The following is a 14793-nucleotide window of genomic DNA, read 5'->3' as shown; positions in this document are numbered from 1 at the left end:
GCAGTGTATTCAGTACAAGGATATTCCGTACACGGAAGGTTGGGGGACCTTGATGCGGCTGATCGTGGGCATGACCGGCGCCACCGGCGCGATTCTGGGCGTCAGGCTGCTCACCGAGTTGCGCGGGCACCCCGACGTGGAGACGCATCTGGTACTCACCCGCTGGGCCCGCGCCACGGTGGAGCTGGAGACGGGGCTGAGCGCGCGCGAGGTGGCCGCGCTCGCGGACGTCTGCCACTCCCCCGGCGACCAGGGGGCGTCGATCTCCTCGGGCTCCTTCCGCGCCGACGGCATGGTGATCGTGCCGTGCAGCATGAAGACGCTCGCCGGTATCCGCACGGGGTACGCGGAGGGGCTCGTGGCCCGCGCGGCGGACGTCACGCTGAAGGAGCGCCGCCGCCTCGTCCTCGTACCGCGCGAGACTCCGCTCAGCGAGATCCACCTGGAGAACATGCTCGCGCTCGCCCGCATGGGCGCCGCGATCGTGCCGCCCATGCCCGCCTTCTACAACCACCCCGCCTCGGTGGACGACATCGTCGACCACATCGTGGCCCGGGTCCTCGACCAGTTCGGGATCGATGTCGCGGGGGCGCGGCGCTGGGAGGGGCTGCCGCGCGGGGCGGGGGTGCCCGGCGGTGCGCCGGGCGGGCCCGCGGGGCCTGTGGCGCCGGTGGCCGCCGTGCCGCCGCTGCCGTCGGTCGCTCCGGCGCCGTCGGTCACCCCGGTGTCCTCGGTCGCCCCGCTGCCGTCGGCCGCCCCGGTGTCCTCGGCCGCCCCGCTGCCGTCGGCCGCCCCGGTGTCCTCGGCCGCCCCGGTGTCCTCTGCCGCCCCGCTGCCATCGGTCGCCCCGGTGTCCTCGGCCGCCCCGCTGCCGTCGGCCGCCCCGGTGTCCTCGGTCGCCCCGGTGTCGGCGGTCTCACCGATCACTTCCGTACCTCGCGCCACTTCGCCTTCCTCTTCGCCTTCCTCTTCCCCAGCCTCTCCCTCTTCCCCGGAACACCAGCACGGCCTGGACCAAAGGAGCGTCCGTTCATGACCTCTCCGACGACCGGACCCGATGTGCTCGGCCCCGGCGGCCCGAGCGGGCCGCACCACTACAAGGACCTGCGGAGCTATCTGGACGCCCTGGACGCCCTCGGCGACCTCCGGCGCGTCCGGCGGCCCGTGAGCGCCGACCTGGAGGCCGCGGCCTTCACCCGGCTGTCCTACGAACGGCAGTCGCCCGCGCCGCTGTTCGAGAACGTTCCGGGGGTCGCGCCCGGGTTCCGGCTGCTCGGCGCACCCGCCGGGCTGAGCGCCGCGCCGGGCAGGCCGCTGGCGCGGGTCGCCCTTTCGGTGGGGCTGCCCGCCGGGACGACCGCCGCCGAACTGGTCGAGCACCTGGCGCGGGCCCGCGACGCGGCCCCCGTACCGCCCAAGACCGTCGGCCGTGCCGAGGCCGCCTGCAAGCAGAACGTGCTGCTCGGCGACGACGCCACCCTGGACCGCTTCCCGGTGCCGCGGGTGCACGACTTCGACGGCGGGCGCTACCCCAACACGTGGGGGATCATCGTCGCGAAGACCCCGGACGGCCGGTGGACCAACTGGTCCATCGCCCGGATCATGATGGTCGACGGCAAGCACATGACGGGCCTGGTGATACCCGCCCAGCACATCGGGATGATCTGGCAGGAGTGGGTCGAGCGCGGCGAGCCCATGCCGTACGCCCTGGTGCAGGGCGGCGACCCGGCCGTCCCGTTCGTCGGGGGCATCCCGCTGCCGCCGGGCATGGACGAGGCCGGATACATCGGGGCGCTGTACGGGGAGCCGGTCGAGGTCGTGCCGTGCGAGACCGTCGACCTGGAGGTGCCGGCGGACGCGGAGATCGTCATCGAGGGGCACCTGTCGATCAGCCGCGACGCCGAGGAGGGCCCCTTCGGCGAGTTCGCGGGCTACGCCACCACCCGCACCTCGATGCAGCCGGTGTACTCGGTCGAGGCCATCACCCACCGGGACGACCCGATCTGGCCGATCGTCGCCGAGGGCCGCCCCGTGGACGAGTTCCACACCGTGACCGGCGTCGGACAGGCCGCCGAGGTGCTCGCGGAGCTGCGCGCCGCCGGGCTGCCCATCACGACGGCCTGGTCGCCGCTGCGCGCGGCGGCGCACTGGATGGTGGTCACCGTCCCGCAGGACTGGCGGGAGCGGCTTCCCGGTGTCGACTCGGCCGAGTTCACGCACCGCATCGGCCAGGTCCTCTCGGACTCCCACTCGGGACGGGCCACCGCGGCCACCTTCGTCCTCGACGACGACATCGACCCGGCCGACGACACCGACCTGCTGTGGGCGCTCGCCACCCGCATCCACCCGCTGGACAAGGCCGAGGCCTGGGAAGGCTTCGTCCACCCCCTGCTGAACTGCTACACCCCGCAGGAACGCGCCGCGCAGTACGGGCCCATCGTCTTCCACGACGGGCTCCAGCCCGTCCCGGACGGCAGCCGGCTGCCGCACAGCTCCTTCGCCCAGGCCTACCCGGAACACGTCCGACGACTGGTTCTCGACCACTGGGACCGGGACCACGGGGACGACTGACCGGGAGGCGACGGCGAGGGAACGGGGGACAGGCCGGCGCGACGAGTCCGTCGCGCCGGCCTGCGCCGGAGGCCTGTGTCAGTCAGGCCCCGGGGCTCTCCTCCTCGGAGTTCAGCCATAACAGCATCACCTGGCGGAGGGTGTCACGCTCGATGCGCAACAGATCGTTCTCTAGCCGCAGTTGCTCCACCGAGTCCGCCCTGACCGCCGCGGGCCTGGCCGGTTCGACGAGGGCGAGCCTCGCCGTGCGGCCCCGCAGCCCCGAAGGGCGGCGGGCGGGGCGCGGCGCGGGGATGTCGCGGGGCACCGGGGTCAGCGAGGTCAGCTCACCGACCAGTATCGACTGGTGCAGGGCGTGCAGGTCCTGCGCGGGCTCTATGCCGAGGTCCTCGGAGAAGCGCCGCCTGAGGTGGCGGAAGGTCTCCAGGGCGTCGGCCTGGCGGCCCGAGTGGCACAGCGCCAGCATCAGCTGGGCACAGGCGCGTTCCCGGAACGGGTTCTCGGCGACGAAGCCCGTCAGGTCACCGATGATCTGCCGGTGCCTGCCCAGCTTCAGCGCCACTTCGAAGTACTCCTCGCTCACCGTGAGGCGGTCCTCGTTGTGCTTCACGGCCAGCGAGGCGAGCGCCCTGCTGTCGAGGCCGGCCGCGACCGGGCCCCGCCACAGCTCCAGGGCCTCCTTGAACAGCACCTCGGCGGCTTCCAGATGGTCGTCCCGCAGCATGGCCCGCGCCCGCGCGACCAGCTTCTCGAACTTGAAGAGGTCGAGGGCGTCGTCGTCGAGCACACGGATGCGGTAGCCGGAGGGCCGGGTCTCTATGACGCTTTCGCGTTCGTGGGTCCGCAGCAGACGGCGCAGACCGGACACGCAGATCCGCACCTGCCCGTGGGCGGACGCGGGTGGTTCGTCGTCCCAGATCGCGTCGACGAGACGGTCGAGACTGACGACTTGTTGCACTTGTAGGAGCAGCGTTGCCAGTAGTTTCTGCCTCCGGATCCCACTGATCTCGATCCGCTCGTCGCCGTTCATGACGACGAGCGGACCCAAGATCCGGAAGGCATAGTCATTACGCATTTCTGATTAACCCCCGTTGAACCACTCAAGGAAAAGCGCAAGGACGAGCACGTCGGTAATGCCGATATAGCTTCCCACCGGTCCTGAAGTCGTCGGGAAACTATATCGGCGTCACGGAACGGCTGCCGAAAAGCAAACCGCGGCCGCCATTTGCTGCTGCGCTACGGGTTGGTCAGGCGTAGCGGTAGAACTTCTTGTGGTTCAGCAGGTCAGCGGGAGACATGGTGTACCAGGGGGCGAGCTTGGTGTGCAGTGACGGCACCTCCGGGTGCTTCTCGACGGGCAGGTACTGCGGGACGTCGGGGTGCGTCTCCTGCCAGATCGTCCAGAGCTTGTCGATGAAACAGTGGTGCAGGAAGAAGATGGGGTCGTTCGGCGAGCCTATGTACAGCATGTGGCCGCCCACCCAGGTGTGTCCCGCGCCGTGCAGCTTGCCGAGTTCCGCCTCGTGCGGGAACTTCGCGTAGCCCTCCAGGTGATTGCGCAGGGATTGCGGCTCACTGCCGTAACCGGAGGTGTAGTTGAAAGGCGGAGTGTCGTAGGTGGTGAGCGCGAGGGTGTCCTCCAGTTCCTTGACCGTCGGCAGATTCGGATTCACGGTGCCCATGTCGCGTACGAGGAAGTCCCGGTCGTCCGCGGTGTAGTGGCCGTTGAACGCGGGGTGCTCGTCACCGACCGGGACGACGCTGATGTTGAGCTTCCAGCCGTTGACGCGGGCGAAGGGCCCGGTCATGACCTGGCGGTCGCCGGGGCGCCCGTTGCCGCCCATGAAGTCGTCGCCCCACAGCGGCGAGTCCTGGCTCTGGTCCTTGGTCCAGTCCCAGTACGGCAGCGTGACGGTGGGGTCGAAACGCTGCATCGCCCGCTCCAGGAGCAGCAGGTACTGCCGGTGCCAGGGGAAGAGTCCCGGGCTCATGTGGCCCCAGCGCTTGCCCTTGTCCTTGTCCAGGTAGTCGCCCGAGTTGATCCGGATGTGTATCCCGACGAGCTCGTCGTAGATCCCGACTTCCTTGACCTTGCGCAGCGCGCGGACGAATCGTCTTTTCTCAGTGGCGGACATGTCGAGGTGGTTCTTCCGCACATGGACCATGGGGTCTTCCCCTCCTGCGGTTCTCGCGGATCTCTCGGTGGTGGCCTGCGCGGGCACGCGGCCCGGTTCAGGCGTGGTGGCTGCCGCCCCCCGGCAGCAGATTGGCGCCGCGCAGCTCGTCGACCGCCTGCCGCCCCGCGGCCAGCGGGGTGGGAGCCATGCGGTAGTGGCACATCGCGCTCAGATAGGCGCCTTCGCCCATCTTCATGAGGTGCAGCTGCTTGCCGTCTATGTGCACCGTGTCGTCGGCGTCGGACACGGTGATCGTGCGGCCTTTGTACGTCTCGGAGTACGGGCCCCCGGGTGCCGCGGCCGCCTGGGCGTCCGCGCTGTCGCCGGCGCCGTCCTGCGCGCCGAACCGGTCCCTGCCCGCCTCGATGATGCCGAAGGGGACCGCGGCGGCGGCGACTCCGCCGGCCACGCCCTTCACCACGTTGCGTCGTTTCACTGTCGTCCTCCTGTACTCATCGACCAAGGGGTCGCCGAAGGCTCCCGCTTAGCTTGCGAGCGGGGCGTATCGACGGGATATCGCGGGTACCGCGCGGCTTTACCAGCGCTCCGCCCGCGCCGCGGAACATTGCCGGGATCAAGGCCGTCGCACCTGCTCAGAGCTCTGTGCGCGGTCGTGTGCGCGCTGCTCGTCACGAGCCGTCCACACCGCATTCACAGCGGTCGGGCGGGCTGGGCGAGTGGCGGAATATTGTGGTTGAAGCGGAACAGATTCTTCGGGTCGACCCGGGCCTTGACGTCGGCGAGCCGGGCGTAGGTGGCGGGCTCGTAGCCGGTCCTCGCCAGGTGCGCGGTGTCGGGGCTGGCGAGGAGGTTGAGCAGCCTGCGGCCCGTGCCCCAGGGCGCCATGCCGTCGACCACCAGCGGCGGCCTGCCGTCCGGCAGCGACACCGTCGACAGGGCGAACGCGGCGTCCCGGTGGTCGACCGCGTTCGGCACCGGCGCGGGACGGCCCAGCGCGCCGCCCAACTGCCTTAGCTCCACCACCAGGTCGATACAGTCGGCGCCGGGCCCCGCGAGCGCGAGCAGCCCGTCCGCCGCCGTCTCGTCGAGCTCGCGGAGCATCAACGACCGCGCGTGGTACGGCATCGGCTCGATCGGGTCGGTGTGGATCTCGCCGGAGCGGGTGTACGGGATCTCGGCGAGGGTGTCGACGACGAGTGGCGCCGCCGCGCGCAGCGGCGCGACCAGGTCGGCCCCGGAGTCGGCGGAACCCAGGTGGGCGATCCGGATGTGCGCGGTGAGCCGGCCGCGCAGGAAGTCGGGGACCGCCTCGATGTCCGGCAGCCGCAACAGCGCGAACGACGAGGTCAGTTCGTCCGGCACGGACCCGGTCCAGACGCGCCAGGCGTGCAGCACGTCCGCCGCAGCGTCGCCCGGGAAGAAGAGACCGCCGCCGTAGAGCCGCGCCACCGGTACGAGGCCGAACTCCAGGGCGGTCACCACGCCGAAGTTGCCGGTGCCGCCGCGCAGCGCCCAGAACAGGTCGGTGTCGCGGTCCGCGGTGGCCCGGTGCGCCCGCCCGTCGGCGGTGACGACCTCGACGGCGGTCACGAGGTCCGCCGCGTAGCCGTATCTGCGTGCCAGCAGGCCGAGGCCGCCGCCGAGCGTGTAGCCGGTGACGCCGGTGAGCGGCGACGATCCGCTGAGCGGGGCGAGGCCGTACTCGGCTGCCGCCTGCACCACCTCGTACCACTGGACGCCGCCCTCCGCCCGCGCCGACCGCGCGAGCGGGTCGATCGTCACGCCCCGCAGCTTGCGGGTGCTGATCAGCAGCCCGCGGTCGGCGGGGTTGGAGGGGCCGTGGCCGGTGGCCTGGACGGCGATCGGCAGCTCACGGGCGGCGGCGTACGCCACGGCGGCGCGCACGTCAGCGGCGTCGGCGACGACCGCGATCAGGTCCGGGTCGTGCTCGGTGATCAGGTTGAACCCGTCGAGCTCCACCGCGAAGTCGTCCTGCCCGCGCCGCAGCCCACGCCCTCTGAGCAGCCCGGCGAGGCCCGAAGGGCCGGACGGTGCGGCGAGGCCCGAAGGGCCGGACGGTGCGGCGAGGCCCGAAGGGCCGGGCGGTGCTGTAGGGCCGGTGGGGGCCGGCCCCGGTGCGCGGGACGAGTCTGCCGCCACCGGGCGCGCGATGCCCTCGCTCGTCGTCATCCTCAGTCCTCCCCGGCCCCGAACCTGTGTGCCCAGACGCTGCGGACTCTGCCAACCGCGGGCACACCGGCGACATCCCTCGTTTGAGGCGTCAAGCGGAGCGGGAGCAACCGGAGCGGGGGCGACCGCCGGGGTTCCGGACCCGGCGGCCGCCCCTCGGGACGACGCCTCCCAACGGGGCGGAAGAGGGCGTCGCCGTACGGCCGCGGCGGGCGGCCCGCGCTGGGCACTCCCGTACGGCCGGGCTGTTGGTCACGGTCACCGGGCGTCAGCCCCGGACGACGGCGTTGTCCCAGTCCTCGTCGGGACCGAACAGCCTGCGCGGCTTCATCGCGTCCAGACGCCGGGACAGCAGGCCGCTGGGCACGAGCGTGCCCTCGGGGACCACGCCGACCTCGCAGCGCACCCCCAGCTCTCCCGCGATCATCTCGGCGAGCAGCGCCGCGGCCTTGCCGCCGCCCCCGCCGGGTACCTCGATCTGCACGACGAGCCGCTCGTGCTCGGCCCTGGCCCGCCAGAACAGCACGCCGTACGCCGCCGGGAGGCGGTAGACGAGCTCCTCCACCTGGACCTGCCCGAGGCGCTTGGCGTCGACCGTGTAGCCCTGTCCGAGCCGCCCGAGCACCCGTACCGTCGGCAGTTTCCAGCCGCACGGGCAGTCGTCGTACCGCAGCTCCACCAGGTCTTCCAGGTTGTAGCGCAGGAGCGGCATCGCCTCGCGGTACAGCGGGGTGATGACGAGCTGCCCGGTGCCCTCGGGGGCGAGCTCCCCGGTCTGCGGGTCGTACACCTCCGGCAGCACCCGGTCCGCCCAGAAGTGCATCCGGCCGTGCACGCAGTCGCTGCCCAGCGGGCCGACCTCGGTGCAGCCGTACTCCTCGATGACCGGGGCCCCGATGATCTCCTCGATGCGGCGGCGGCGCGCCCCGCTGAGCGGCTCCCCCGCCACGTACAGCGCCCGCAGCGCGGGGAAGGGGTTCGCGCCGTGGCCCGCGGCCCGCGCCGCGGCGACCCAGAGCAGGCTCTCGCTCGGCGTCGACCAGGTCAGCGTCACCTCCAGGTCGCGCAGGACCCGCACCACCCGCGGATAGGGCACCGCGAGGGAACGGCAGTCGCCGGGGACGACGGTCGCGCCGCTGCGCATGGCGGCCCAGTGGGCCATGTGCCCGGCGAGGACGAGCCCGTAGGGGATGCGCACGAGCATGGTGTCCTCGGGCCCGATCCCCACGGTCTTGCGCACGAACCGGTCGGCGAGGTCCGTCCACTCCGCCTCCGTGAAGTACGCGGGGGTCGGATTGCCCGTGCTGCCGCTGGACTCGTGATAGGTCGCCAGCCGCTCCTTGGGCACCCCGAGCATCCCGAACGGGTAGCTGGCGCGCAGGTCCGCCTTGCTGGTGAGCCCGACGTCGCCGAGGCCCCGCGCGCCGTCCAGGCGGGCCGCGTAGAACGGTGAGTTCGCGGCCCCGCGGAGCATGGGCCCGACCCGGTCCTCCTGGAGAGCCCGCAGTCCGTCGAAGGTGGTCCAGTCGCCGAGGGCGGGCAGGGCGCTGCGGGTCCTCGCGGTGTGCGCGTCGCCGTTCACCGCGGTGTCGACGGACACGGTCACACCAGGGCCTCCGTCCGGGCGGCCTCGGTGATCGCACCCGAGGAGATCAGGGCGACGACGGCGGCGATGTCCCCGTCCATCTGCCGGTCCTTGGCGGCGAAGGGCACCTTCGCCCGGACGACGTCGTGCACGGCCCGGGTGCGCGGGCTCATCTCGTCGAGGCCGCGCAGCTCGACGGCCTGGCAGGCGGCGATGAGGTGGATGGCCGCGACCTCACGGGTCAGCTCGATGATGGTACGGGCGTCGCGCGCCGCGATCGGGGCCATGCTGACCTTGTCCTGGTTGTGCGCCTCCGTCGAGCGCGAGAACGTACTGACGGGGCCCGCGCTCTTGAGCGCCTCCGCGGTGAGCGCCGAGCACGCGATCTGCATGCCCTTGAACCCGTGCTGGAGCCCGGCCTCGGTGTCGTCGTCGGCCACCGGGGCGATCAGGTTCGGGGTCAGGCCGTTGTTGAACTTCTCGTCCACGAGCAGCGCGAGCTGCCGGTCGAGCAGGTCGGCGATGCCCGCGACGGCCGTCTTCAGCGAGTCCATGGCGGTGACGACATGGCCGCCGTAGAAGTTGCCGCCGCTGTACACCCGGCCCGTGGACGGGTCGAACAGCGGGTTGTCGCTGGAGGAGTTGATCTCCACGGTCAGCCACTTGCGGGTCCAGTCGAGCAGGTCCCGCAGGACGCCCGTGACGTGCGGCGCGCAGCGCAGCGAGTAGCGGTCCTGGATGGAGCGGGTGAGCTTCTGGAAGTGCCGGCCGTCCAGCGGGTCGTTGAGGTCGACGACCTGGTCGTGGGTCATGGACAGGGCCGACCCGTCGAGCAGGTCGTGGATGAACCCGGCGCTCGCGCGCTGCCCGTCGTGCGGCTTCTCGTCGTGGATGAACGGCGCGTAGTGCCCGCGGTTGCCGAGCATGCCCTCGCTGGCGAGCGCGGTGCAGATGTCGGCGACCTCGGCCAGCTGCGCTGCCTCCTCGGTGTTCAGGGAGGCGATCGCGGAACTGAACGACGTGCCGTTGATCAGCGCGAGCCCGTCCTTGGACTCCAGCTGTACGGGTTCGAGGCCCAGCTCGGCGAACACGTCCGCGGCGTCGCGCACCTCGCCGCGGTGGCGCACCTTGCCCTCGCCCGTCAGCGCGTACGCGAGATAGCAGAGCGGTACGAGGTCCCCGCTCGCGCCGACCGAGCCGCGCTCGGGAATGGTCGGCAGGATGTCGTGCTGGAGGAAGTCGAGGAGCCGCTCCACGACCGGGGTGCTGACGCCGGAGTTGCCCCGGGCGAGGCAGTTGGCGCGGATCAGCAGAGTGGCGCGCACGATCTCGTCGGAGGCCAGCGGCCCGGTCCCGTTCAGGTGGTAGCGGATCAGCTCGCTCTGCAGCCGTGCGGTCTTCTCCGGCGAGATCTGCCGGATGACACTGTCGCCGAAGCCGGTGGTCACCCCGTAGATGGGCTTGCCGGTCAGCAGGATCTCCAGCTTGAGGTTCCGGGAGGCGTGCATCGCCTTCAGGGCGTCCTCGGAGATCGCGAATTCCGACCCCGTACGGGACGCCGCGGCCATGACTTCGCCGATGGTCAGTTCATGCCCGTCAATGGTGGTGGTGGTCACTGGTGGACACCTTTCTCGCCGGTTGCTCAAGAGTCTTGAGAGCCGGTGTTTCCCACCGATATCCCTTCTCGCGCACGCCTGATATCCGGACGAGACAGCAAAAATGCGCGCCCGGCCCAGAGTTGCCCCAGGAAAGGCACGGAGGGAGCGGAAACCCCATGATCTCCAATGGTGCGTTCGGCAGGCGACTCCGCCTGCGACGCCTCTACCGAAACGATTCCGAACGGCTGCTGATCGTGCCGCTCGACCATTCGGTGACCCAGGGACCGGTCACCGGCGGCACGGGCATCGACGCGCTGGTGGGGCGGCTCGCCACCAACAGGGTGGACGCGATCGTGCTGCACAAGGGCGCCCTCAGGCACGTCGACCCGGAGTGGTTCAGCGCCACCTCGCTCATCGTCCATCTGAGCGCGAGCACCGTGCTCGCCCCCGACCCCGACGCCAAGTATCTGGTCGCCGGCGTCGAGGAGAGCCTGCGCCTCGGTGCCGACGCGGTGAGCGTCCACGTCAACCTGGGCTCGGACGGCGAGCAGCGGCAGATTGCCGACCTGGCCGCCGTCGCCGAGGCCTGCGACCGCTGGAACGTCCCACTCCTCGCGATGATGTACCCGCGCGGACCGAGGATCAGCAACCCGCGCGACCCGGCCCTCGTCCAGCACGCGGTGACGGTCGCCGCCGACCTCGGGGCCGACCTGGTGAAGACCCCCTACGTCGGCTCGGTCGCGGAGATGAAGGAGATCGTGGCCTGCGCGCCGGTCCCCGTCGTCACGGTCGGCGGGCCGCGCAACGACGACGAGGGCCAGGTGCTCGCCCATGTCGCCGAGGCGCTGAACTCGGGGGTCGCGGGCGTGGCCATGGGCCGCAACGTGTTCGAGGCGCCGGATCCCGGAGCGATGGCGGGGAAGCTGGCCGACCTCATCCACGGCGTGTGACGCCTGACTCATGGCGAGTGACGCGTACGACCATGTCCGCCACGTCCGCCGGTACGTGACCACGTCACCGGGCGCGGTGCCCGGCCGGCTCGCGCAGCCTGCCCCCGCTCACCGCGCGGCGCGGCACCCACTCACGCACGAATCCCTGAACGCACGCGAACTCCTGAACGCACTCGAATCCCTGAACGCACGCGAACCCCTGAACGCACGCGAACCCCTGAACGCACGGAAACTTAGGAGCCCTGACCTCATGAAGCTCAGCTGGCTGGACATCCGGGACCTCGGCGAGGCCAAGGACGCCATCGTCCAGGAGGCCCTGCACTACCGGCTCGACGGCATCGTCGCCGCGGACCCGGCGGACCTCGCGGGCCTGCCCCCGACGGTCAAGAAAGTGCTGTTCCCGCGCGGACGGGCGCTGCCCGAGGACTTCGGCGAGGCGAACGTGGTCATCGTCGACCCGGCGTTCCACGGCGTGACCCCCGCCGAGCTGGCGATCGCCCACCCCGACATCGAGTTCGGCCGGTTCGTGGAGATCATCGACGCGCCGACCCTGGAGGACGCCTGCCAGTCGGCCCGTACGGAGCGGTGGAGCCTGCTGCTCTTCCGCGACCCCACCAAGATCCCGCTGGAGATCGTGATCGCGGCGTCCACGGGCTCCCCCGGCAGCCTGATCACGGTGGCCGCGGACGTCGAGGAGGCCGAGATCATCTTCGGCGTGCTCGAACTCGGCTCCGACGGAGTCATGATGGCGCCGCGCAAGGTCGGTGACGCGGCGGCCCTCAAGACCGTGGTGGAGGCCGAGACCCCGGACCTGGGCCTGGTGGAACTGGAGGTCGTCTCCACCGAGCACGTCGGCATGGGCGAGCGCGCCTGCGTCGACACCTGCACCTACTTCCGCAAGGACGAGGGCATCCTGGTCGGCTCGCACTCCAAGGGCATGGTGCTGTGCGTCAGCGAGACGCACCCGCTGCCGTACATGCCCACCCGGCCGTTCCGCGTGAACGCGGGCGCCATCCACTCGTACACGATGTCCCAGAACGGCCGCACCAACTACCTCAGCGAGCTGAAGGCGGGCAGCAAGATCGTGGCCGTCGACACGGAGGGCCGCACCCGGCTCGTCACCGTGGGCCGCGTCAAGATCGAGACCCGCCCGCTGATCTCGGTGAACGCCGTCGCCGCCGACGGCCGCGAGGCCAACCTGATCCTCCAGGACGACTGGCACGTACGGGTCCTCGGTCCGGGCGCCAAGGTCCTCAACAGCACCGAACTCAAGCCCGGCGACAAGGTGCTCGGATATCTGCCGACCGAGGACCGGCACGTCGGCTATCCGCTGGCCGAGTTCTGCCTCGAGACGTAGTGGGCGGGTCAGGCCCGGCGGACGACGGACTCCTCTGCGTCCCCGTACAGACCAACGCGGCCGGTGCGTTCGCCGTCCGCACGGCACGGCCGGGTGCCGGGGAGCCGCGCGTGGGCCTCGCCTTCACGGACGAGGAACGCCTGCGCGCGGCGCTCGGCGAGACCCAGCGGTGGACGAGGCTGTCAAGGCCGGCCCTGCTGGCGCTGCTGCGCCCGCTGGGCATCGTGGACGTCAGGCTCGACCCGGTGTACGTCGGCCCGCAGATGCCGACGGCTGACGTACTCGACTACGGCCCGCTGATGACCGCGGGGGAACGTCAGGCGCAATGGGTACCGGACGAGGTGTGGTGAGGCGACTGCGGGAGCCGAGGCGCGCGACGAGGACTGAGGCCGCCGAGAGGACCGAGGCCGGCAAGAGGACCGAGGCCGGCAAGAGGGCGGAGGCCGCTGAAGGGAGCTGAAGCCTCCGGTGAACTCGACGCGGACGGCGGGATGTTGGTGGCGACGAACACAGCCATGGATGGCCGGATGGCGTACCGTGAGCCTAGGTTCCGAGCTGAAACTGAGGCTGTCGCAGGCGTGGGATCGTGCACGCGTGCGGGAGAACGGTGGCGGCTCGGACATCCGAAGGCGACCCCGGAACGGAGCTCCGGAGCATGTCCACTGTGAACGGTCGCGAGGAACTCATCTCACGTGTCGGCCGCGCCGAGTCCGCGCAGACCCTGTTCAGCACACTGGCGGCGCAGCTGCGTACGGCGGTGCCGTACGACGCGGCGGTCTGGCGTGCGACGGACCCGGACACGGGCATGATGACGTCGCCGATCGTCGCGGAGAACATCGACGACCGCAGCTGCGCCGTGTACTGGCAGTACGAACTGTTCGGCGAGAAGATCAACCTCTTCCGCGACCTGGTGCGGGCGCCGGTGCCGGTGGCGGCCCTGTGGGAGAGCACGGGCGGCGAGCTGAACCGTTCCACCCTGTACAAGGGTTTCCTCGCGCCGCGCGGGGTGCACGACGAGCTGCGCGCGGTGCTGCGGGTGGACGGCAGGCCGCACGGGTACGTGAGCCTGTTCCGGGTCGCGGGCAGGCCCCCGTTCAGCGCGGTGGAGCGCCGTTTCATCGAGGGCCTCGCGACACCGATCGCCCGCAGGCTCCGTTCGTACGCGAAGCAGCGCCCCGAACGCACCACGGAGCACCTGACCGGGACGGGCCTGCTCCTCTTCGGCACGGACGGCTCCCTGATCTCGGCGAACGACGAGGCGAGGCGCCACCTGGAGGAGATGCCGGAGGGCCCGACGGCCGTGGTGGGCCTGGGCATCCGCATCCCCCTGTGGGTGCACAACACGGCGATGCGGGCGCGGGCGATAGCGGAGGAGCGCGAGCGCGGGACGGCGCGCATCCGGATGCGCAGCCGCACGGGCCACTGGCTGATCTGCCACGCCTCCTGCCTCCGCGAGGCGGACGGCAGACTCGGCGTGTCCGCGGTGGTCATCGAACGCGCCCCGGTCTCCGAGGTCACCCCCCTGATCGTCCAGGCCTACGAACTCTCCGAACGCGAACTGGAAGTAACCCAACGCGTGGCCCGCGGCCTCCCCACCGGCCGCATAGCCGAGGAACTCCACCTGTCCCCACACACGGTCCGCGACCACATCAAGGCCATCTTCGCCAAGCTGAACGTGTCGAGCCGCGGCGAGCTGGTGGGCAAGCTGTTCACGGAGTATGACGAGCCACCGCAGCAGCCGGCGTGAGCCGCGGCTGCCCGGTTGACGGTTACCTCAAGCCAACACTCCGCACCCGGCTCGGCAGCTGTGCGTGCGGGACTATGCATGTCCGCGACCGCTGTCGACCTGCGAGTAGACATAGTCTCGGCCCGTCACACTCGTGAGTGGATTCACTGTTGCCATTTTGTCAGAAGGAAAGCGCAGGTCAGATAGCCAGAAGGGCCTCACGAGGGCTCCATGAGGTCGGATTGTTCCCTCGCCGAGGAACTACTAGCGATGGTAGCTTTCGGTGCACGGTCACCCGAACGGGTGATATGCGCGAGGAGCCCCGCCCTCCCGAGCTGGAACTCGGGGGATCAGAGCGGAGCCCCTCACGAACCGTTGTCGAAAGGCTCTAGCCGATCACTCGGCTGGGGCCTTTCGTACTCAGAACCACTTGGGCACCCTGTCGACCACCGCGAACACGAACAGACCGACGGCCGTGACTGCCGATACTCGCGGTGCGGTGATCTTGGGTGCCACGTGCTTCTTCCAACGATCTCGAATCTTCCCCATGAGGATCTTCAAGACCGTCCCCTTCCTACCGCGCCTGCCGGAGCGATAGCCACACGGGATTCGGTCCCGCTTCCGTGAAGACGTTCGCGCCCCCAGCTGGTGTCGAGCACGATCGTTCCGAAGGAATTG

At 70.7% G+C, this 14793-nt stretch carries 12 protein-coding genes and 1 pseudogene; 6 read left to right on the top strand and 7 right to left on the bottom strand.

The features are described 5' to 3' along the window. Positions 1 to 52: 52 nt before the first annotated feature. Together GPA10_RS18370 and bagN are read left to right on the top strand one after the other, a co-directional pair. Positions 53 to 610: pseudogene (locus GPA10_RS18370) on the top strand (non-oxidative hydroxyarylic acid decarboxylases subunit B); the annotation flags it as partial. Positions 611 to 1032: 422 nt separating this feature from the next. Next, positions 1033 to 2571: a bagremycin/ferroverdin biosynthesis UbiD family decarboxylase BagN/FevL gene (bagN, locus tag GPA10_RS18365; protein WP_058850247.1), complete on the top strand. Its 1539-nt coding sequence runs from the start codon at positions 1033 to 1035 to the stop codon at positions 2569 to 2571. Positions 2572 to 2653: 82 nt separating this feature from the next. Here bagN and bagI read toward each other — a convergent pair whose 3' ends face one another. The 6 genes from bagI to bagA form a co-directional block, all read right to left on the bottom strand. After that, positions 2654 to 3646: an AfsR/SARP family transcriptional regulator BagI/FevR gene (gene bagI / locus GPA10_RS18360; protein WP_157166436.1), complete on the bottom strand. Its 993-nt coding sequence runs from the start codon at positions 3644 to 3646 to the stop codon at positions 2654 to 2656. Between the two features lie 172 nt (positions 3647 to 3818). Further along, positions 3819 to 4736 carry a bagremycin/ferroverdin biosynthesis o-aminophenol oxidase BagH/FevF gene (gene bagH, locus GPA10_RS18355; protein WP_157166435.1) on the bottom strand — a complete coding sequence of 306 codons (918 nt, stop codon included), beginning with the start codon at positions 4734 to 4736 and terminating at the stop codon, positions 3819 to 3821. Positions 4737 to 4803: 67 nt separating this feature from the next. Beyond that, the gene (gene bagZ / locus GPA10_RS18350; RefSeq protein ID WP_157166434.1) at positions 4804 to 5184 is read right to left on the bottom strand and encodes a bagremycin/ferroverdin biosynthesis copper chaperon BagZ/FevE; all 381 of its coding nucleotides are present in this window, start codon (positions 5182 to 5184) and stop codon (positions 4804 to 4806) included. A gap of 215 nt (positions 5185 to 5399) precedes the next feature. Further along, positions 5400 to 6899, bottom strand: coding sequence for a bagremycin/ferroverdin biosynthesis FAD-dependent oxygenase BagG/FevA2 (bagG, locus tag GPA10_RS18345; protein ID WP_157166433.1), 1500 nt, complete (start codon positions 6897 to 6899; stop codon positions 5400 to 5402). 268 nt (positions 6900 to 7167) lie between these two features. Continuing rightward, positions 7168 to 8505 carry a bagremycin/ferroverdin synthetase BagE/FevW gene (bagE, locus tag GPA10_RS18340; protein ID WP_343041056.1) on the bottom strand — a complete coding sequence of 446 codons (1338 nt, stop codon included), beginning with the start codon at positions 8503 to 8505 and terminating at the stop codon, positions 7168 to 7170. After that, complete coding sequence (bagA, locus tag GPA10_RS18335) at positions 8502 to 10100, bottom strand: bagremycin/ferroverdin biosynthesis tyrosine ammonia-lyase BagA/FevW (RefSeq protein ID WP_343041054.1); 1599 nt, start codon at positions 10098 to 10100, stop codon at positions 8502 to 8504. Before bagA ends, bagE begins: the two co-directional genes overlap by 4 nt. A 158-nt stretch (positions 10101 to 10258) precedes the next feature. Here bagA and bagB point away from each other — a divergent pair, with 158 nt between their 5' ends. The 4 genes from bagB to bagY all read left to right on the top strand — a co-directional run bounded on the left by bagB (position 10259) and on the right by bagY (position 14136). Continuing rightward, positions 10259 to 11032, top strand: coding sequence for a bagremycin/ferroverdin biosynthesis DhnA-type aldolase BagB/FevI (gene bagB / locus GPA10_RS18330; protein WP_058850243.1), 774 nt, complete (start codon positions 10259 to 10261; stop codon positions 11030 to 11032). Between the two features lie 250 nt (positions 11033 to 11282). Further along, positions 11283 to 12389 (top strand): bagremycin/ferroverdin biosynthesis 3,4-AHBA synthase BagC/FevH, encoded by a 1107-nt coding sequence (gene bagC, locus GPA10_RS18325; RefSeq protein ID WP_058850242.1) that lies wholly within the window; start codon positions 11283 to 11285, stop codon positions 12387 to 12389. Then, positions 12389 to 12739, top strand: a complete 351-nt coding sequence (locus GPA10_RS18320) for an SAV_915 family protein (protein ID WP_058850241.1) — start codon at positions 12389 to 12391, stop codon at positions 12737 to 12739. Before bagC ends, GPA10_RS18320 begins: the two co-directional genes overlap by 1 nt. A 305-nt stretch (positions 12740 to 13044) precedes the next feature. Further along, entirely contained in the window at positions 13045 to 14136 is a 1092-nt protein-coding gene (gene bagY / locus GPA10_RS18315; protein WP_157166432.1) for a LuxR family transcriptional regulator BagY/FevT, read from the top strand. 399 nt (positions 14137 to 14535) lie between these two features. Here bagY and GPA10_RS18310 read toward each other — a convergent pair whose 3' ends face one another. Then, on the bottom strand, positions 14536 to 14676 hold the full coding sequence (locus GPA10_RS18310; protein ID WP_157166431.1) for a hypothetical protein: 141 nt from the start codon (positions 14674 to 14676) through the stop codon (positions 14536 to 14538). Positions 14677 to 14793: the final 117 nt, after the last annotated feature.

This window comes from Streptomyces typhae (assembly GCF_009755605.1).
Taxonomy (GTDB): domain Bacteria; phylum Actinomycetota; class Actinomycetes; order Streptomycetales; family Streptomycetaceae; genus Streptomyces; species Streptomyces typhae.
The sequence above is the reverse complement of the archived record's forward strand: the minus strand, read 5'-3'. Positions and strand labels throughout refer to the sequence as shown.

Coding starts and splice junctions, on each gene's coding strand:
- bagI (WP_157166436.1), bottom strand. CDS start 3,646: ATGCGTAATGACTATGCCTTCCGGATCTTGGGTCCGCTCGTCGTCATG.
- bagB (WP_058850243.1), top strand. CDS start 10,259: ATGATCTCCAATGGTGCGTTCGGCAGGCGACTCCGCCTGCGACGCCTC.
- bagY (WP_157166432.1), top strand. CDS start 13,045: ATGTCCACTGTGAACGGTCGCGAGGAACTCATCTCACGTGTCGGCCGC.
- bagC (WP_058850242.1), top strand. CDS start 11,283: ATGAAGCTCAGCTGGCTGGACATCCGGGACCTCGGCGAGGCCAAGGAC.
- bagH (WP_157166435.1), bottom strand. CDS start 4,736: ATGGTCCATGTGCGGAAGAACCACCTCGACATGTCCGCCACTGAGAAA.
- bagN (WP_058850247.1), top strand. CDS start 1,033: ATGACCTCTCCGACGACCGGACCCGATGTGCTCGGCCCCGGCGGCCCG.
- bagG (WP_157166433.1), bottom strand. CDS start 6,899: ATGACGACGAGCGAGGGCATCGCGCGCCCGGTGGCGGCAGACTCGTCC.